We start from the raw sequence: 17,133 nt of genomic DNA, 5'->3' as shown, positions 1-17,133 counted from the left end.
TCAGGTTCGATTGTTTGTTGTCGTTCGGAATCAGTGAATCACGTGCAGTTCATAGCGGGCGTCCGAGCGGTCGTCGGCTGCGTCGCGGGTGCAGAGGAACGCATCCCAGCCGAGCCGCGAGCCCGCGCCGAGCACGCTCGCGCCGACCTCGGTGCGTTTCAGCACGAGCTTCACCTCGTATTCGAGCGTGACGCCGGCGAGCAGCGTCAGCATCCGCTCGAGCGCGACGGCCTGCGCGCCGCCGGGCAGGAACGCCTCGTAGTCGCGCTTGGACAGCGGGCCGACGACGATCCGCGCGCGCATGTCGCGCTGCCATACGCGTTCGCCGACGAGCGCCGTCGCGCCGAGCACCGCGTTGACCTCGCCGAGCACGCTCAGCTGGTCGGGCGGCACGTCGTACCACTTGCCGACGAACTGGTCGATCTTCACCGGCACGCGGAAGTAATCGGACAGCGTGCGCTGCAGGTAGGCGGCCGACATCGGCCGGTGCCGCGCGGCGAGCGCGTAGCCGGCGACGGCCTCGTCGAGCACGCCGCCCGCGCCGGCCGCGAGGCTGTCGCGCACCTCGTCGCTCGGCACGCCGGCGATCGCGAGCAGGAGCGGCAGGTAGCGCTCGTCGCGGTCGAGTTCGTAATGGAACGGCAGCCGGTATTTCTTCCACGCCGCGTAGAACAGCGCGGTCGCGCGGTTCGAGAACACGTCGAAGAAGGCGCGCGCCGCGTGGTCGCGCTTCAGGTGCTCGCGCGCGACGATCTGCTCGGTGTAGTGCAGCGGCAGCGCGCCCTGCCCGCCGAGCAGCCCGAAGAATGCGGGTGTCAGTTCGACGTGACCGAGCTCGCCGGCCGCGAGCGCGGCGCCGCGATCCTCGCCCGAGTCGAGCAGCGTGCCGTCGTCGTCGAACGAGCGGGCGCCTTCGATCTCGCTCGGCGGAAAGCCGAGCGACAGCGTGTTGCGGAATTCGATGCGCTGCGCGACGACGTCGCCCTGCCGCCACGCGCCGGGGGCATCGGACGCCTGCCGCGCGAATAGCCCTTCGAGCACGCGCACCGCCTGGAAGAACTCGAAGCGGTGCGGCTCGTCGAGCAGCGCGTCGACTACGCCAGGATCGATTCGCCGGTGCGGGGCTTGCATCGAATGATCTCCTCGCCGGTGCGCTTCGACACCACGACTAGTTGAACGAAACTGTTGAGATGGACGTACAGCCCGAAGAAGCTGTCGAGCACGCGTACGAACGACGCGAGGCTCGCGCCGACGAAGTGCTCCTCGTCGATCGTCAGGCGGATCTCGATGCCGCGCACGAAGGTCGCGAACGGCTTGCCGGGCAGCCACTGCACGGCGCCGCGCTGCTCGACGCCGGCGAGGCCGTCGATCTGGCGCATCGACACGGCGGTGCGCCGCAGGTCGTACAGCGTCAGCATTTCCTTGAGCGGCGCGAGCCCGTGCGCGACCAGCGACACGTGGTTCAGCGCGAGATGCGACACGAGCCGCCAGTGCGCGGCGCGGCCGCGCTCGAAGCGCACGCTCTGCGTCGGGCGGCGCAGCATCGAGATGCCGCTCGTCTGCGCGCCGCCTTCCTGGAACAGGTCGCCGCCTTCGAGGCCGAAGGCGAGCATCGCCGGCAGGTCGCGGTTCGTGCAGGTGAGATCGAGGCTCAGCGTGTCGGTCTGCGGCGAGGTCGGCTCGAAGTCGATGTCGACGATCGAGATCTCGGTTTCGTAGCCGGGGCTTTTCTGCGCGACCCAGTCGTTGCGGCGCGCGAACCAGTAGTGACCGATCCGTGCCGATTCGCCGTGATGCAGCGAATAGAACGGCCGGAACTCGATCACCGATTCTTCATGCGCCTGCTGCCGGACGAGCTTCACCGAATCGATCGAGTACACCTCGTACGCGAACGCGCGGCGCGCTTCGGCGATCACCGGATACGACACCGCGCGGTGCGTGATGCGGATCGGCTCGCCGTGCTGGCGGAACAGGTTGACGATCGGCGTGCAGAACAGCCGGAAATGGCTGGCCGTCAGCAGCTCGAGCAGCCGCGCGACGTGCGAATCGCTGCGCACGTCCTGCAGCACCAGATGCAGCGTCGCGCGCTGGCAGCGGCCCGACGCGCGCGCGATCGCCGCAAGATCGAAATCGACGAAATCGAACTTGTCGGGGAACGCGAAGTATTCGGTGAGCAGGCGATACGCGGGGTGCGACTTCGCCGGGTAGTCGATCAGCGCGTCGTCCTCGTCGAAGCCGGCGTGCGCGATCGGCAGCTTGCGCAGCGCGGTCCAGCGGCCGTTGCGCTCGGGCTCGACGTACGCGCCGAGCACGTTGACGAACAGGCAGTCGGTCAGCGCGGCGACGAACGACTGCTCGCCGTGCAGGTGCGCGCGCAGCGTCGGCAGCTTCAGCGCGCCGAGATCGAGCTGCGCGGCGAGCGACTCGAACGTGATCGAGATCACGCCCGTCGCGTTGGACGGCAGCACGGTCGCGCTCGGTGCGAGCGCGACCGGCGTGTAGCGCGCCTCCGAGATGCGGATCGGCGCGAGCGTCACGTCGTACGCGGTGCGGAACCGGCACTGCACGCCGCGGATCGGGCGGCTCTTCAGCTCGGTGCCGCGGTCGATCACGACCGGTTCGGTCTGCTGGCCGGGCGACGCCGGCGTGAACTGCGCGATCGAGCACGACGGGAACGGCCGCAGGTAGTGCGGATACAGCACTTCCAGCAGCGCTTCGGTGAATTCCGGGTAGTCGTCGTCGAGCTTCTTGTTGATGCGCGCGCCGAGCAGCGCGAACGACTCGATCATCCGCTCGACGTGCGGATCCTCGCAGTGCTCGCCCGACAACGCGAGCCGCGCGGCGATCTTCGGATAGCGCTCGGCGAAATCTCGCGAATAGCGCCGCAAAAACGATAATTCGCGCTCGTAATACGGCAGCAATTCTTCCATCGACGACCCCGAACCTCAATATTTCCTGCCGGACCCTGATCCACCACCGGGCGGTCCGGCCCGCTCGGCAGCTCGATTCACAGCATTCTGGCCGCGCGTGCGCGCGTGACCGAATACTGCAGCGTCGACGGCTGCAGCATCGCATCGAAACTCACCGGCTCCTCGGCCGGGTGCACGACGAGCAGCGCCTGGATCGCGAAGTAAAGCGCGTTGGTCGATTGCTCGTTCAGTTCGAACGTCACCTGCACCTGCTGCAGCCGCGGCTCGTGGCGCGCGATGGCCTGCTGGATCGACTTGCAGATGAACGCGCGGTCGTAGTGACTCGCGAGGCTCAGCCCCGCGAAATCGTTCAGCCCGTAGGTCAGCACCGACTTCTGGCATTCCGGCAGCGCGGCCAGCTCGATTTCGGTGTGCGCGATACGGGTGTTGAGGATCGCCTCGACGTCGCGGGCGACCGTGTTCTTGAGCTCGTCCAGCGACAATTGCCGCATCGCGGCCGAGGCCGGCAGATGCGGTTCGTCGTCGAACAGCTTGTCGAGAAAACTGGGTTCGAATCTTTTCATCGGCCGGCGTGCACAGCGAAAACGGCAACGGGACGCCGAGCGCCCCGTTGCCGCAACCGACCTTAGACCGCGTAGGTCTTGTCGTTCTTCGTCAGGCTCCAGGCGCCTTGCGTGTTGCCGCCCTGGTTGCCGCCGATCTTCTGCTGGGTCTGCTTCCACTGCACGGCCGCGTACTTCAGCGAGAACGTCTCGAGCGGCAGACCTTCTTCGCGAACGCTCGGTGCGATGCTCGAGATGATCACGTACTTGAGCTTCACTTCCAGATACTGCACGCGCTTGCCTTCACCGTCCGCGCGCGAGAAATGGACCGTCACTTCATCGAACGTGGTGCCGCCCGACGCGTGCTGATACAGCAGCGGGCTCGACGAATCGATTTCCTTCGTGAAAATCATGTCGCCGTGCTCGCAGCGCGTCATCGTGTGACCGCCTGCGGTCGATGCCGTTGCCGAACGCGGCTGAACGATCGAGTGATCCCACGATTTCAGCTCGATCCAGCCTTGATGGTCCTTGTCCGCGGATTCACCCTTCACCGCCGGACTACCAAACTGCAAGTGCATATGTAACATGGCCCTTCGACTCCCCAAAGAGGTGGTTTTAACGTCCTACCCAGGCGGCCCGCCCGGGCGATCTACTCGCTTATGAATTTGCCGGTTTGGGCAGATCAGCGACAAGTCGCAGAGAAATCGAGAGTTCGTCGAGCTGAAAGTGCGGACGCAGGAACGCGACCGAACGATACGAGCCCGGCTTGCCCGGAATCTCCGACACTTGTATGGATGCCTCGCGCAGCGGAAATTGCGCCTTCTGTTCCTGCGACGCGTTGTCGTCGAGCAGGACGTACTGCGAAATCCACCGGTTGAGGAAAGTCTCTACGTTCTGCGCCGATGCGAAGCTGCCGATCTTGTCCCGCATCATCGCCTTCAGGTAGTGCGCGACGCGCGATACCGAGAAGATGTACTGAAGCTGGGCGGACAGGACGGCGTTCGCATTCGCGCTGTCGGTGCTGTATTTTTTCGGTTTCTGCACCGATTGCGCGGCGAAGAACGCAGCGTAATCCGAGTTCTTGCAATGCACGAGCGGGATGAAGCCGAGGTCGCTCAGCTCCTTCTCGCGGCGATCGGTGATCGCGATTTCGGTCGGGCACTTCAGCGCGACTTCACCGTCGTCGGTCTTGAACGTGTGGGTCGGCAGGTCCTCGACGAGGCCGCCGCCCTCGACACCGCGGATCGCCGCGCACCAGCCGAAGTCGTCGAACGCGGCCGTCAGGCGTGCCGCGAAGGCCCACGCCGCGTTGCACCACAGGTACTTGTCGTGCTCGGTGCCGTCGACGTCCTCGACGAAGTTGAAGTTCTCCGCCGTCTGGCCGTCCTTCGGATTGAACGGCAGGCGGCCGAGGAAGCGCGGCAGCGTGAGGCCGACGTAGCGCGAGTCTTCCGAATCGCGGAACGACTTCCACTTCGCGTATTCGACCGTGTCGAACACCTTGCCGAGATCGCGCGGCTTGCCAAGGTCGGAGAACGACTCGAGGCCGAGCAGCTCGGGCGACGCCGACGCGATGAACGGCGCGTGCGCGGCCGCCGCGACGTGCGACATCTGCTCGATGAAGTACATGTCTTCCGGCTGGCGCGAGATCTCGTAATCGCCGATCAGCGCACCGAACGGCGAGCCGCCGAACGTGCCGAACTCTTCTTCGTAGACCTTCTTGAACAGCGCGCTCTGGTCGAACTCGCTCGCGCCCTTGAAGTCGCGCACGAGGTCGCGCTTCGGTGCGTGCAGCGCCTTGATCTTGATCGTCTGGCCGGTGTTGCTTTCCTTGACCAGGTAATCCATCCCGCGCCACGTGCTTTCGAGGCGCTGGAATTCCGGCGCGTGCATCACCGCGGACAGCTGCGTGGAGATCAGGCGATCGAGTTCCGCGACGCGCGCGTCGATCGTCGCCGACAGGTTGTCCGACACGATCACCGTGCCGTCGAGCACCTGGTGCACGAGTTCGCCGATCAGGTCCTTCGCACGTGCATGCTCGGAATCGGATTTCGCGACCTTGCTCTTCTCGACGATGTCGTCGAGCAGCGAAGTCCCGGCGGCGTATTCCGCGCCGCTCGCTTGGGCCGCAGCCGTTTGCTGGTTCATCTCAACACTCCGTCGTCATTCGCCGTCTTTGTCGCCGCCGGTGCCCTTCGCGAGCTCCTGCAGCTGCTGCGTGTTCTTCAGCACTTCGGACAGCAGGTCCTCGAGCTTGTCGTTGCCGGCGAGCTTGTTGCGCAGGTCGGCGAGCTTCGAGCGCGCCTCGAGCAGGCGGCGCAGCGGCTCGACCTGTTCGACGACTTCGTCCGGGTTGAAATCCGACAGCGAACGGAACTTCAGGTCGACCGCGAACTTGCCGCCTTCCGGGCTCAGGCGGTTTTCCACCTGGAACGCGGCACGCGGCTCGATCGCCGTCATCACGTCGTCGAAGTTGTCACGGTCGATGTTGACGAACTTGCGGTCGCGCAGCTTCGGCTGCTCGACTTCCGACTGGCCCGCCAGATCGCCGACGACCCCGACGACGAACGGCAGTTCCTTTACCTCGATCGCGTCGCCCTTCTCGACCTCGTAGGTCAGCTGGACGCGCGGCGGCCGTATTTTCTGCAAGCTTTTCTGAATGCTTTCTTTCTTGGCCATCTCGACGGCTCCCAGGTTAGTTGTGGTTATCGCGTCAGTTGCGGTCAGTTGCGCAGTGCGCTGAACGGATCGGCGCCGCCCTTCTGCGGCGCGGTGTTGCCCGACGCCGTCGGCGTGGTGGCAGCACCGGCGGCGACCTCGGTTGCAGCGCCGGCGCCGGCCTTCGGACGGTGAATCTGGCGACGCACGACCTTGCGCGTTTGCGCCTTCTGCTCCGGCGGGAACAGCGCCGATTCGCCGAGCGTGTCGCGCAGCTGCTTCGCGAGCGCCTGCGCGTCCGACTTCGCATCGCCCGCGAGCGACGAATCCTGGCGCAGTTCGCCGAGCGACTGCGTCGCGATCCGCAGCCCCGCGACCGCGAGCACGCTCTTCGCCTGACGGTCGGTCGCATCGCGCTGCAGTGCTTCCTGCGCGGCGACGATCGCCTGGCCGTAGTGGTTCTGGGCAAACTGGATCTGCGCGATGCGCGACCACGGCTCCTCGCGCGTCGGATCCGACTTCGCGAGCTGCTGGTACAGGCCGAGCGCCTTGTCCTGGTCACCCGATTTCGCGACGGCGTCCGCATCGGCCAGCGACTTGTTGAACACCTCGGCAGACGGCGGCGCCGGCGGCTGGCTCGCACAACCGGCGATCACGCCGCAAGCCAGCACTACCCCAGAAAGTTTTGCGAAGAGACGGTCTTTCATCGTTATATCCACCGGCGCGTGAGTATTAAAATCGTTGAGAATCTGGTTCTTTTGCTTTGCAAGAAGCGCGCGGGTATAGTACCGATCAATTTTTCATAATTCAATCGCTGCGTGCAGAGTAATTCCTTTTAAAATCGTGCGCCACCCCCTCGAAACGCCTCTGGCAGCGGCTCGCCGACGGCTTTCGCATCGACCGGAATGCGCAAGTTTTACTTGGCCTGCAACGCTTTGCGCGAACGACGGAAAAAATTTCCGAAGGCACGCTGCCGGGCGCGTGTGCTTAATAGTTGAACGGCCGATACGCCGGGGATTCGCGGCGAACGCGGAAATACCCGGCAGTTTTGACAGGGGAGTTAAAGGCGGCACGCCGTAAGCACGATGAGATCGTCCATGATTCGCTATGCGCTGCCGCTGATTGCCTGCGCGCTCCTGGCCGGATGCGCGGCCGCCCCGCTGCTCGGCTCCGCCGCGAGCGCCGTCATGCAGGCCGCCGGCGTCGGCAAGCCCGACGTGCCGGATGCCCAGAAACCGCCGCGCAACATCGGGCTCACGCTCGCCGCCGCGCCGAACCTCAATGCCGCGAACGATCACAAGCCGCTCGCGTTAGTGGTCAGGCTTTACGCGCTGAAGGATCCGACTTCGTTCCAGCAAGCGCCGTTCGATGCATTCACCGATCCGACCAAGGAAAAGGCCGCGCTGGGCGCCGATCTGCTGAACGTGCGTGAAGTCACGCTGATTCCGGGCCAGCGCTATACGGCAACCGAAAAGCTGTCGCGCGAAGCGCAGGCATTCGGCATCGTCGCGCTGTTCCGCGATCCCGCAATCCAGCGGTGGAAACTGACGTTCGACCCGGCAAAGTCGGAGAAATCCGGCATAATCATCGGCCTGCATAATTGCGCGATGACGGTCACCGACGGCTCTGTCATCGCACCGCAACAGGGTGCGCCTTCGCAACCGCTGAATTTGCTTTCGTCGGTGACCTGCGGTTAAACATGACGCACGAATGTCATTTAACAAGAGTTAACAAAATGGCGATTAATTCGGGCACGAACAAATCGATTACATCGCAACGCGACATTAACCGGATTTGACATGAGTTATTCGGCCAAGGTGCTGTGGGGGGAAGGGCTGTTCCTCCGGCCTCAACACTTTCAGCGGCAGGACGCGTACCACGAGGCGCGCCTGTTCGAATCCATCCAGGCGATCCAGCCGTACAACTGGGGCGTGCGCTCGGTGCGCATCGACCGCGATGCGCTCGGCAGCAACGTGCTGCGCGTGGCCGAGCTCGCGCTCGTGTTTCCGGACGGCGCGCTTTACGCCGCGCCGCAGGCCGACGACCTGCCGCCGCCGATCGCGCTCGACACGCTGCCCGACGGCATCAACGAATTCGTGTTCTACCTCGCGCTGCACCCGCTGCGCGAGAACGGCACCAACTACAGCGACGATCCGGCCGCCGGCTTCATGACGCGCTTCGTCAGCGAGCAGACGAGCGTCGCCGACAACTTCACCGACGCCGCCGAAGCCGACATCACGTTCCTGAAGACGCAGGTCAAGCTGATCGCGCACAGCGAGCCGCGCGACCAGCTTCTGTCGGTGCCGCTCGTGCGCGTGCGCCGCACCGCGACGTCCGGCTTCGAGATGGACGACAGCTTCGTGCCGCCGTGCCTCGCGATCGACGCGTCGCCGATCCTGCACCAGCGGCTGCGCCAGCTCGTCGACGCGCTGCAGGCGAAGGTGAACGCGCTGTACGGTTTTCACCGCGAACCGTCGAAGAACATCATCGAGTTCCGCTCGGGCGACATCGCGTCGTTCTGGCTGCTGCACACGGCGAACGCCGCGTTCGCGACGCTCGCGCACCTGCACCAGCACGCGGCGCTGCATCCGGAGCGGCTGTTCCAGGAACTGCTGCGCCTCGCGGGGCAGCTGATGACGTTCTCGAAGGGATACACGCTCGCCGACCTGCCCGTGTATCGCCATGACGATCCGGGCCCGAGCTTCGCGCGTCTCGACCTGATGCTGCGCGAGCTGCTCGACACCGTGATCTCGACGCGCTACTTCGCGATCACGCTCGACGAGGTGCGTCCGTCGTTCCACCTCGGCCGCCTCGATTCGGGCAAGATCGACGACAAGACCGAGTTCTATCTCGCGGTGTCAGCGGACATGCCGAACGTCGAGCTCATCGATGCGGTGCCGGCGCGCTTCAAGGTCGGCGCGCCCGACGACGTCGACAAGCTCGTGCTGTCGGCAATGCCCGGCGTGCGGCTGTCGTACATGCCGCAGGTGCCGCCCGCGATTCCGGTGCGGCCCGGTGCATGCTATTTCCAGCTCGACTCGCGCGGCGCGTTGTACGAGCGCATGCTGCAGGCCCAGTCCGCGATGATCTACGCGCCGACTGGCATCAATGACCTGAAATTCGAACTGATCGCGGTCACATCATGAGCTACGCGCCTTCCCTGTTCGGCGACAACGCGCCGGCCCCGCTGCATACCCCGGCGTCGACCGACGCCGCGTTCCAGGCCCGTTCGCTGCTCGACCTGCTGTACGACGGGTTCTTCATGCTGTTCCTGCTCAAGAACGGCCGCGAGCCGGACAGCGCGAGCGAGTTCAGCACGAAGATCCAGGAGTTTCTGGCGGATTTCGAGCGTGGCGCGAAGAAGCTGAACATCCCGGCCGAGGACGTGTATGGCGCGAAGTTCGCGTATTGCGCGGCGGTCGATGAAATGGTGCTGTCGTCGCAGTTCAAGATCCGCACCGACTGGGAACGCCGGCCGCTGCAGCTCGTGCTGTTCGGCGAGCAACTCGCGGGGGAGAAGTTCTTTCAGTATCTCGAGGAATGTCGCGCGCAAGGCGCGGCGCGGTTGCAGTCGCTCGAGGTGTTTCATATGTGCCTGCTGCTCGGGTTCCAGGGCAAGTATCTGCTCGAGGGGCCGGAGAAGCTCGCGTATCTGACCGCGCGGCTGGGGGATGAGATCGCGCACATGAAGGGCAAGCGGGCGGCATTTGCGCCGCATTGGCCGCTGCCGGATCAGATCGCGCATCGGCTGAAGCGGGAGGTGCCGGTTTGGGCGATCGGGGCGGTGTTTGCGCTGGTGGCCCTGCTCGGGTATCTCGGGCTCAATACCTATCTCAAGGACAAGACGCTGCAGGCGTTGGCGCCTTACTCGCAGGTGATCAAGGTCGGGCCGGAGTCGGCGAATTTGACGATTTCGTTGCCTTGAGGGGCAGGCTTCGTTCGGATGTTGACGCTTCGCGAAGAAAGGACCGCTCGGCGGTCCTTTTTTACTGTGGTGCGTGGGGCGCGTCGTCTTGCGTCGTCAGAGCAGAATGAATTCCTCGTTGTCGACGTAGAACACGAACGCGTCGAACAATTGCGCGACGCTCGGTTCGTCGACCTGGTCATGCGCGTTGATCACGATGTCCTCGATCGTCGCGCTATTCAGCGTTACGCGCCAGCCGGGTTGCGGTGCGGTAGCGGGCGGCGCGGCGGCTTCGGGGTCGTCGGCGGCTTCGGTGAATGCGCCCTCTGTATCGAGCGTCCACGGCATCGGCGGCAAACAGAGCCAACCGGAAAAATCGCCGGGATGTTCGAGAATGTGTTTCAGCGACGCGGTGGTCGCGGTGATGGTCGACATGGGTATTGCGGTGGTAACGGGACTGGAGTCAATACGCCCGAGCCAAGATGCGGCGGTTGCACAAGCGTGTCTGCGCAGCGGCGCTCGTGTCGAGCAAGGCGTGATTATGCCAAGTTCGTATGCGCGGGGGGGGGGGGAGCGACCCTATGGTTATCGTCTGTCAGCTAACTTCTCTATGAGCCGATGTACTTGAATTTCAAATTTAGCTCGTCGCGAGTTTTGCACAGCTCAACATGCAAAATAGGCTCCTCGGCCCTCCCATCCATCCAAAGCACGCATTCGGCGCCCCAGGATTGACCACCGTCCATTTCGAAGAGATCGATGTATGGCCTAGATCCCCTCTTGCCGGAGAACGCTAGTTCGATCGGCGCCAGACCAATACTGGGCTTCCTTCCGAAGTAATCGTTGAGGGACTCGCATATCTCGTCGAGAATCGGTTCTGCTACTCCAAACTTCGACTCTAGTGTCCTTTTGTCCATCGAGTTGATTGCGTCAAGGAATTCAGAGATCACCTTATACGCTCGATCATTCAATGGGGGGTTCATCTCAGCCTCATTCGTTTCGATGGAGCTGCCGTGTCTGATCCGGCGTTTGCGCCGATGCTGGAGAAATAGCCGCGCGCATGTAAAGACGGCGCATTTGGCCGCTTTGGAACTGAGCCCCGCTGCCTTCAGCGAATTGAAGGCTACATTGTCCCAGTGTCGCTTATAGCGCAGGCCCGCCTATTTCGCTCTTTAGAGCATGCTTCACGGCACCAGTATGTCGTACAAATACAGCGTTGGCCGCTCAGTATTGCCCTTCTTCACTCGACGTGATCATGAAAGCGTCCGTGCGCCCCCTCCTCTGCCCCCAAGCAAGCCCGATCGGATCGTATCGAATAACCTCCTCAGACGAGGCGGTTGGCTTCTGCTTGTACGCTAAATCGACAACACCCTGGAAGTGTTCGCGCATATAGCCAATCTCAAGCTCCAACGTGACTACAGATTCAAGCAGCACCTCGTTATCGTCGTCATCAAAGTCGGGGACATGACTGACATACACGTTCATACCAGGTCGCAAATCGTCGACGTCTCCGGTACGTAAATCATGTAGATCACGCCCCAATCTTTCTTGTTTTTGACGAGATCGATCACATCCTCGATCTTGTAAAACATATTCACATTGAAGCCGCTCATATTGAGCATCCTATGGCAGAGTCGAATTCCCATCCCACCCGAACACCGCTCGTTCGCCATTCACCTCCTTCTCAACGCGGCGACCAAACGCATCTTAGAGATACCGTGGCTGACTCTGCTGCAACCCCTCGGTAACCCGCTTGGACAGAAACGATTGAACTCGTCCCACTCGCCTTCCTTCTCACCCGCCCTACTCATCCTTAATGCAGTCGCAGAGGAACTGATGCTAGCGACTCACATTCGAGTGCTCGGTCGCCGCTGACGCCCCCGTGTTGCAAGCACGCGTCCTCATATGCAACATACTCACCGTCAGATTGCGATGCGAGCAACGCGTCGATCTTTCCGAAATCAGCATCGGAAGGAATATCAACCGCAAAGAGAGAAAGTCCCCGAGTGACGGAACATTGTGCTCCGAGCGACTTCAGATCGGAAATGATCGATGCTTTGGTGTCGGGGTCCTCGGCAAAAACTCGCAGCGTTGAATGCCCCCCCCGGGCAACCACTGATGTTGCAAACAGTTCACCATCGACATCCATAACCGCTACCGTATCCCCTTTGCTCACGCCAGAGACATAATATGGCACATTGTCGATAACATAATATAAATCACCCGAAAATATTCCCCACAGAGATTCATACTCCATTTGAGGATATCCATCCTCATCTTTCTTCAATCGAAAAATAATCTTCCTAAGTTCTTGCATATTTCACCCTCAATTGTCACACGGCGTACGCCCCAAACGATTAAGTCGCTTGAAATTATCCTTGATTCTATCCCACAACCGTCTATTACACTTTCGGCACAGAACTTGCGTATTCGCCTCATCATTTGCTCCGCCTAGGACGTCCGGCTCAATATGATCAAATTGGCGCTCGTTTGTTGGGGGAGTGACCCCTCGTTGACTCTTCTTTCCAGGAACAACTTCAACCCCGCAACATTCACATGTCTCTTTCCCGAAGAATTCGTGATTCTCTTTCGCCACCTTGTCCTTAACGGATTTCGGAATGCGAGCCAAGCCAAGGGGGTCAACCCACTCGATGGGATTCGGAGCGTATTGGTAAATGTTGACGCCCCCATTAAGCCCGATAGGATCCTCTGAGGTAAATCTCCCGGTTACTGGGTCGTAATATCGATATCGGTTATAAGCGAGCCCGGTCTCATCATCAACCTGCTGCCCCTGGAATCGCAACGGGTTCTTCGGTACGACACCTGCGGCCTTCGACACTCGCGCGATCACATCTCGCGCTTCACCCCAAGCCTTATACGACGCTTCCCACACGACGTCTCCGTCGTCATCCGTCAGCAACTGAGGCGTCCCGATCTGATCGCAGTGGTAATAGAACAGCGCCGCGCCACCCCGCCGCTCCGGCATCTTCTGCAGCGGATCCTCCTCCGGCACATAGCGGTCGGTACTCTTCCACTCCGGCGTCGAGATTCCCTCAACCGGTTCCGCCACATACTGCGCCAGCGGCACAAACGTTCCCGGCTCGTAAAGATAGTGCGTGCCACGCTCGCCATCGCTCTCGTACGCCAGCGCGTCGCCATCCCACCCGAACACCGTCCGCTCGCCGTTCACCTCCTTAGCAATCCGTCGACCGAACGCATCATAGAAATACCGTGACTGACTCTGCCGCGACGCCTCCGCAACCCGCGCCGACAGCAAGCGATTGAACTCGTCCCACTCGTATTCCTGCTCCCTCGCAGGCGTACGCTTGCGCACCAGATTCCCGCGCGCGTCGTACTCGAAGTGCATCCCCGCATACGCCTTCAGCAGGTTGCCCAGCACCTTCGGCACCTCGACCGGCAACGTGCTTTCCGGCCGCACCGGGCTCGGACGGGATGCAGGCGCTTCGGTGGACCGCACCGGATCGATGATGTTGCTCGCCGGGTCGAACGCAAACCGCTCCTTCGCGACCGGACTAATTGCCTCGATCAGCCGCCCGACCGGATCGTATCGGTAATCCGTCCCGCCCTTGCGACTATCCTCGATCCGCGACAATTGCCCGGCCGCGTCATAGCGATACCGCCGCTCGGCGAGCGGCGCGGGCGAGGTCGACCGCTGGATCGTCTGCTGCAGTACGCGTCCTACCGGGTCGTAATGCGTGCGCTGTCCGACCTTGCTCGACAACATGCGTACCGTCTCGCGATGCAGGTCATCGCGCTCGAATTGCACACGCTCCTCGCCATCGAGCAGCATCCCGTGCACATGCCCCGAGCCATACATCAGCCAGTCAACCGCATGCCCATCCGGCCGCACGGTACGTCGTCGGTTGCCGAGCTCGTCGTATTCGTGGTGCCAGACGTAGCTACGCCGCTCGCCGAACAGATCGTACGCGTGATGTTCGCGCACCAGATTGCCGACCGGATCGAAGAAGAACTGCACGCGGCTGTACCGGTTCACCGCGTCGATCAGCCTGCCGCTCCGGTCGTAGGCAAACCGCTCCTCGCTTTCCCCCGCCACACGCTTCATCAGGCGACCGTTTGCATCGACGTCGATCGACGTCACGCAACCCGCTTCATCAACCTAAACAAGGCTGCCAATCTCCTCGTCGAGCCTCAACTCATCACACAAACAGCAAGGGCCGCTCACGCGGCCCTTCTGGCATTTAACTACTAATCCCCAAGCAACTTTACTTTTTCTTGATTGATAGCGATCACGTCAACGTGATTCTCACACGAAAAGTTCGATATCGAATCTTGCAGATGCACGTGTTCAGCATCATTGGAGTCCATTTCGTAAGCCGCATTAATCAGGAATACACCAAGAGCCCTAATTACCTCCGGCTTGGCAAGGATGGAAATCTCATCCAGCCTCAACGGCCTATCGTCGCCTTCCTGGGTTCCAAAAATATTCACTTCACCGAGATCAGTCATAGATCGAAACCCTTTTCACGCAAACCATCTTTCTCTGTTCGCGTCAGCCCAGAGACGCCCCGCGCGACCCGTGGCTCTGCGCGTCATCCTTATTCACGACAATCTCCTGCTTTCTGGACTTGCATTGGCAGTGAGCATGAACTTGTTGGTTCGTATTCCCCACTGACAGGATCGGGCCAGGCCTAACGGATCAACCCACTGCACCGGATCCGGCCCGTACTAGTGGACGTTGATCCCGCCTGCGAGCCCGATCGGGTCCTTGCTAACGAACCGACCGCTGCTCGGATCGTAGTACCGATGCCGGTTATAGATCGTTGCCCGTGATGCGGCCGTCGCGGATGCTGGTCAGTCCTGACACGAGATCGCTAGCCAGTGGTTTGACTTCATCCTCAGCTAGCGCACCGAGTGGCACAACAACGAAACGTTCGCCCCTTCGGAGATCCAGAGCAAAGCAGTAATCCCCACCGTCCGTACCGATGCCCACGAAACCTCTGCCCATGCGCGTCGTGATCGAGTACAAGGCATTGAGTTCGACGGCCTGCACGACGGTCCACATGGACAGATAGAGGTCACCAACTTCGCCCTCGCCCCCATCCGACCACGCAAGGAAGTCCTTATAGTCCAGTGGGAGCGAGACGCCTAGCGTAGTTTCCAGGCTCGCGATTTCTGCAAGGTTGGACGGGGCGCTTCTGCGAAAGCCAACGCCCAGTAACGCGGTGAAGTCCGTCATTTGATGGCTCCGAGTTTGTCGAAGTATTTGTACGCCTTCTTCAAGGCACGCTTGCGGCAGTCGTCCGAGATCCCAGCAGCCCGCATGTCTTGTGACGAGTAGTTAAACTGATCCTGGATGCTGGTAGCCCAAGGGTCCTGACCTGCAGCCGCCATTGCGTCGCGACGCGCGTTCTGGCTATCACTGATCGCTTTGTGGATCGGGTTTTGTGGGATGAGAATCGCAGGAGCTTCACGATAGTTGTACCCCTCGATTTTATTCGCTTTAGCCCAACGATCCTGGATGATGTGGTGACTCTGATAGCCAGACGGTCGGGGACTCGGTTGATTACCGTGCGGCTCAACGCCGCATGGGCATCCGCATTGCTTCGCGAGTCCAAGTGGATCTATCCAGCCCGTTGGGTTATCGGCGTATTGATAGACGTTGATCCCCCCAGCAAGCCCGATCGGATCTTTCGACACGAAGCGGCCTGTTTGCGGATCATAGTACCGATGCCGGTTATAGTGCAGCCCCGTCTCGTCATCGCCTTGCTGCCCCTGGAGTCGCAACTGATTCCTCGCCGTGATCCCCGCCGCCTTCGACACTCGCGCAACGACCTCCCGCGCTTCGCCCCACGCCTTATACGACGCTTCCCACACGACGTCTCCGTCGTCATCCGTCAGCAACTGCGGCGTCCCGATCTGATCGCAGTGGTAATAGAACAGCACTGCGTCACCCCGCCGCTCCGGCATCTTCTGCAGCGGATCCTCCTCCGGCACATAGCGGTCGGTACTCTTCCACTCCGGCGTCGAGATTCCCTCAACCGGTTCCGCCACATACTGCGCCAGCGGCACAAACGTTCCCGGCTCGTAAAGATAGTGCGTGCCACGCTCGCCATCGCTCTCGTACGCCAGCGCGTCGCCATCCCACCCGAACACCGTCCGCTCGCCGTTCACCTCCTTAGCGATCCGTCGACCGAACGCATCATAGAAATACCGTGACTGACTCTGCCGCGACGCCTCCGCAACCCGCGCCGACAGCAAGCGATTGAACTCGTCCCACTCGTATTCCTGCTGCCCCGCAGGCGTACGCTTGCGCACCAGATTCCCGCGCGCGTCGTACTCGAAGTGCATCCCCGCATACGCCTTCAGCAGGTTGCCCAGCACCTTCGGCACCTCGACCGGCAACGTGCTTTCCGGCCGCACCGGGCTCGAACGGGCGGCCGGCGCTTCGGTGGACCGCACCGGATCGATGATGTTGCTCGCCGGGTCGAACGCAAACCGCTCCTTCGCGACCGGACTGATCGCCTCGATCAGCCGCCCGACCGGATCGTATCGGTAATCCGTCCCGCCCTTGCGACTATCCTCGATCCGCGACAATTGCCCGACCGCGTCATAGCGATACCGCCGCTCGGCGAGCGGCGCGGGCGAGGTCGACCGCTGGATCGTCTGCTGCAGTACGCGTCCTGCCGGGTCGTAATGCGTGCGCTGTCCGACCTTGCTCGACAACATGCGTACCGTCTCGCGATGCAGGTCATCGCGCTCGAATTGCACACGCTCCTCGCCATCGAGCAGCATCCCGTGCACATGCCCCGAGCCATACATCAGCCAGTCAACCGCATGCCCATCCGGCCGCACGGTACGTCGTCGGTTGCCGAGCTCGTCGTATTCGTGGTGCCAGACGTAGCTACGCCGCTCGCCGAACAGATCGTACGCGTGATGTTCGCGCACCAGATTGCCGACCGGATCGAAGAAGAACTGCACGCGGCTGTAGCGGTTCACCGCGTCGATCAGCCTGCCGCTCCGGTCGTAGGCAAACCGTTCCTCGCTTTCCCCCGCCACACGCTTCATCAGGCGACCGTTTGCGTCGACGTCGATCGACGTCACGCAACCCGCTTCATCAACC

General features: G+C 62.0%; 18 protein-coding genes and 2 pseudogenes. 3 read left to right on the top strand and 17 right to left on the bottom strand.

Annotation, left to right across the window (positions count from 1 at the left end; genetic code table 11):
* Nucleotides 1-30: 30 nt before the first annotated feature.
* The 7 genes from tssG to DID99_RS23740 all read right to left on the bottom strand — a co-directional run bounded on the left by tssG (nucleotide 31) and on the right by DID99_RS23740 (nucleotide 6,837).
* Entirely contained in the window at nucleotides 31-1,131 is a 1,101-nt protein-coding gene (gene tssG / locus DID99_RS23770; RefSeq protein WP_124667624.1) for a type VI secretion system baseplate subunit TssG, read from the bottom strand.
* Complete coding sequence (gene tssF / locus DID99_RS23765) at nucleotides 1,095-2,930, bottom strand: type VI secretion system baseplate subunit TssF (RefSeq protein ID WP_124487868.1); 1,836 nt, start codon at nucleotides 2,928-2,930, stop codon at nucleotides 1,095-1,097. Before tssF ends, tssG begins: the two co-directional genes overlap by 37 nt.
* Before the next feature lie 77 nt (nucleotides 2,931-3,007).
* A complete protein-coding gene (tssE, locus tag DID99_RS23760; protein WP_044845929.1) occupies nucleotides 3,008-3,493 on the bottom strand; it encodes a type VI secretion system baseplate subunit TssE in 486 nt (161 codons plus the stop codon).
* 62 nt (nucleotides 3,494-3,555) lie between these two features.
* Entirely contained in the window at nucleotides 3,556-4,059 is a 504-nt protein-coding gene (locus DID99_RS23755) for a type VI secretion system tube protein Hcp (RefSeq protein ID WP_006477093.1), read from the bottom strand.
* 70 nt (nucleotides 4,060-4,129) lie between these two features.
* Nucleotides 4,130-5,620 carry a type VI secretion system contractile sheath large subunit gene (gene tssC, locus DID99_RS23750; protein ID WP_006751237.1) on the bottom strand — a complete coding sequence of 497 codons (1,491 nt, stop codon included), beginning with the start codon at nucleotides 5,618-5,620 and terminating at the stop codon, nucleotides 4,130-4,132.
* Between the two features lie 15 nt (nucleotides 5,621-5,635).
* The gene (tssB, locus tag DID99_RS23745) at nucleotides 5,636-6,151 is read right to left on the bottom strand and encodes a type VI secretion system contractile sheath small subunit (protein WP_124667623.1); all 516 of its coding nucleotides are present in this window, start codon (nucleotides 6,149-6,151) and stop codon (nucleotides 5,636-5,638) included.
* Nucleotides 6,152-6,195: 44 nt separating this feature from the next.
* The gene (locus DID99_RS23740) at nucleotides 6,196-6,837 is read right to left on the bottom strand and encodes a M48 family metallopeptidase (RefSeq protein ID WP_124522218.1); all 642 of its coding nucleotides are present in this window, start codon (nucleotides 6,835-6,837) and stop codon (nucleotides 6,196-6,198) included.
* A 378-nt stretch (nucleotides 6,838-7,215) separates the two neighbouring features.
* Here DID99_RS23740 and tssJ point away from each other — a divergent pair, with 378 nt between their 5' ends.
* From tssJ to icmH, 3 genes are all read left to right on the top strand, one after another.
* Nucleotides 7,216-7,827 carry a type VI secretion system lipoprotein TssJ gene (tssJ, locus tag DID99_RS23735; protein ID WP_124667622.1) on the top strand — a complete coding sequence of 204 codons (612 nt, stop codon included), beginning with the start codon at nucleotides 7,216-7,218 and terminating at the stop codon, nucleotides 7,825-7,827.
* 102 nt (nucleotides 7,828-7,929) lie between these two features.
* The gene (gene tssK, locus DID99_RS23730; RefSeq protein WP_124487867.1) at nucleotides 7,930-9,276 is read left to right on the top strand and encodes a type VI secretion system baseplate subunit TssK; all 1,347 of its coding nucleotides are present in this window, start codon (nucleotides 7,930-7,932) and stop codon (nucleotides 9,274-9,276) included.
* The gene (gene icmH, locus DID99_RS23725) at nucleotides 9,273-10,055 is read left to right on the top strand and encodes a type IVB secretion system protein IcmH/DotU (RefSeq protein ID WP_044845934.1); all 783 of its coding nucleotides are present in this window, start codon (nucleotides 9,273-9,275) and stop codon (nucleotides 10,053-10,055) included. The genes tssK and icmH overlap by 4 nt, the downstream gene beginning before the upstream one ends.
* Nucleotides 10,056-10,151: 96 nt before the next feature.
* On the opposite strand, the gene DID99_RS23720 is transcribed toward icmH, so the two are convergent.
* From DID99_RS23720 to DID99_RS23680, 10 genes and pseudogenes are all read right to left on the bottom strand, one after another.
* The gene (locus DID99_RS23720; RefSeq protein ID WP_124522220.1) at nucleotides 10,152-10,469 is read right to left on the bottom strand and encodes a hypothetical protein; all 318 of its coding nucleotides are present in this window, start codon (nucleotides 10,467-10,469) and stop codon (nucleotides 10,152-10,154) included.
* A 173-nt stretch (nucleotides 10,470-10,642) separates the two neighbouring features.
* Nucleotides 10,643-11,014 (bottom strand): hypothetical protein, encoded by a 372-nt coding sequence (locus tag DID99_RS23715; RefSeq protein ID WP_124667621.1) that lies wholly within the window; start codon nucleotides 11,012-11,014, stop codon nucleotides 10,643-10,645.
* Nucleotides 11,015-11,255: 241 nt separating this feature from the next.
* Nucleotides 11,256-11,516 (bottom strand): hypothetical protein, encoded by a 261-nt coding sequence (locus DID99_RS37375; RefSeq protein WP_185733812.1) that lies wholly within the window; start codon nucleotides 11,514-11,516, stop codon nucleotides 11,256-11,258.
* Nucleotides 11,517-11,666: 150 nt separating this feature from the next.
* A pseudogene (locus tag DID99_RS38515) lies at nucleotides 11,667-11,833 on the bottom strand (sugar-binding protein); the annotation flags it as partial.
* An 11-nt stretch (nucleotides 11,834-11,844) separates the two neighbouring features.
* A complete protein-coding gene (locus DID99_RS23705; protein ID WP_124667620.1) occupies nucleotides 11,845-12,348 on the bottom strand; it encodes a DUF4265 domain-containing protein in 504 nt (167 codons plus the stop codon).
* Between the two features lie 9 nt (nucleotides 12,349-12,357).
* Nucleotides 12,358-14,151 (bottom strand): RHS repeat-associated core domain-containing protein, encoded by a 1,794-nt coding sequence (locus DID99_RS23700; RefSeq protein WP_409362708.1) that lies wholly within the window; start codon nucleotides 14,149-14,151, stop codon nucleotides 12,358-12,360.
* A gap of 107 nt (nucleotides 14,152-14,258) precedes the next feature.
* Entirely contained in the window at nucleotides 14,259-14,519 is a 261-nt protein-coding gene (locus DID99_RS23695; RefSeq protein ID WP_124572236.1) for a hypothetical protein, read from the bottom strand.
* Nucleotides 14,520-14,741: 222 nt separating this feature from the next.
* Nucleotides 14,742-14,828 (bottom strand): annotated as a pseudogene (locus DID99_RS23690) (RHS repeat-associated core domain-containing protein); the annotation flags it as partial.
* Nucleotides 14,824-15,249 carry an SMI1/KNR4 family protein gene (locus tag DID99_RS23685; RefSeq protein WP_124667619.1) on the bottom strand — a complete coding sequence of 142 codons (426 nt, stop codon included), beginning with the start codon at nucleotides 15,247-15,249 and terminating at the stop codon, nucleotides 14,824-14,826. The gene DID99_RS23685 and the pseudogene DID99_RS23690, both read right to left, overlap by 5 nt.
* On the bottom strand, nucleotides 15,246-17,133 hold a 1,888-nt coding region (locus DID99_RS23680), incomplete at its 5' end, for an RHS repeat-associated core domain-containing protein (RefSeq protein ID WP_260444699.1). The genes DID99_RS23680 and DID99_RS23685, both read right to left, overlap by 4 nt.

Source organism: Burkholderia sp. Bp8986 (assembly GCF_003854225.1).
Lineage (GTDB): Bacteria > Pseudomonadota > Gammaproteobacteria > Burkholderiales > Burkholderiaceae > Burkholderia.
The sequence above is the reverse complement of the archived record's forward strand: the minus strand, read 5'-3'. Positions and strand labels throughout refer to the sequence as shown.

Bases quoted from the DNA above. Each gene is read 5' to 3' on its own strand.
- tssG (WP_124667624.1), bottom strand. From the start codon at position 1,131: ATGCAAGCCCCGCACCGGCGAATCGATCCTGGCGTAGTCGACGCGCTG.
- tssF (WP_124487868.1), bottom strand. From the start codon at position 2,930: ATGGAAGAATTGCTGCCGTATTACGAGCGCGAATTATCGTTTTTGCGG.
- tssE (WP_044845929.1), bottom strand. From the start codon at position 3,493: ATGAAAAGATTCGAACCCAGTTTTCTCGACAAGCTGTTCGACGACGAA.
- DID99_RS23755 (WP_006477093.1), bottom strand. From the start codon at position 4,059: ATGTTACATATGCACTTGCAGTTTGGTAGTCCGGCGGTGAAGGGTGAA.
- tssC (WP_006751237.1), bottom strand. From the start codon at position 5,620: ATGAACCAGCAAACGGCTGCGGCCCAAGCGAGCGGCGCGGAATACGCC.
- tssB (WP_124667623.1), bottom strand. From the start codon at position 6,151: ATGGCCAAGAAAGAAAGCATTCAGAAAAGCTTGCAGAAAATACGGCCG.
- DID99_RS23740 (WP_124522218.1), bottom strand. From the start codon at position 6,837: ATGAAAGACCGTCTCTTCGCAAAACTTTCTGGGGTAGTGCTGGCTTGC.
- tssJ (WP_124667622.1), top strand. From the start codon at position 7,216: ATGAGATCGTCCATGATTCGCTATGCGCTGCCGCTGATTGCCTGCGCG.
- tssK (WP_124487867.1), top strand. From the start codon at position 7,930: ATGAGTTATTCGGCCAAGGTGCTGTGGGGGGAAGGGCTGTTCCTCCGG.
- icmH (WP_044845934.1), top strand. From the start codon at position 9,273: ATGAGCTACGCGCCTTCCCTGTTCGGCGACAACGCGCCGGCCCCGCTG.
- DID99_RS23720 (WP_124522220.1), bottom strand. From the start codon at position 10,469: ATGTCGACCATCACCGCGACCACCGCGTCGCTGAAACACATTCTCGAA.
- DID99_RS23715 (WP_124667621.1), bottom strand. From the start codon at position 11,014: ATGAACCCCCCATTGAATGATCGAGCGTATAAGGTGATCTCTGAATTC.
- DID99_RS37375 (WP_185733812.1), bottom strand. From the start codon at position 11,516: ATGAACGTGTATGTCAGTCATGTCCCCGACTTTGATGACGACGATAAC.
- DID99_RS23705 (WP_124667620.1), bottom strand. From the start codon at position 12,348: ATGCAAGAACTTAGGAAGATTATTTTTCGATTGAAGAAAGATGAGGAT.
- DID99_RS23695 (WP_124572236.1), bottom strand. From the start codon at position 14,519: ATGACTGATCTCGGTGAAGTGAATATTTTTGGAACCCAGGAAGGCGAC.
- DID99_RS23685 (WP_124667619.1), bottom strand. From the start codon at position 15,249: ATGACGGACTTCACCGCGTTACTGGGCGTTGGCTTTCGCAGAAGCGCC.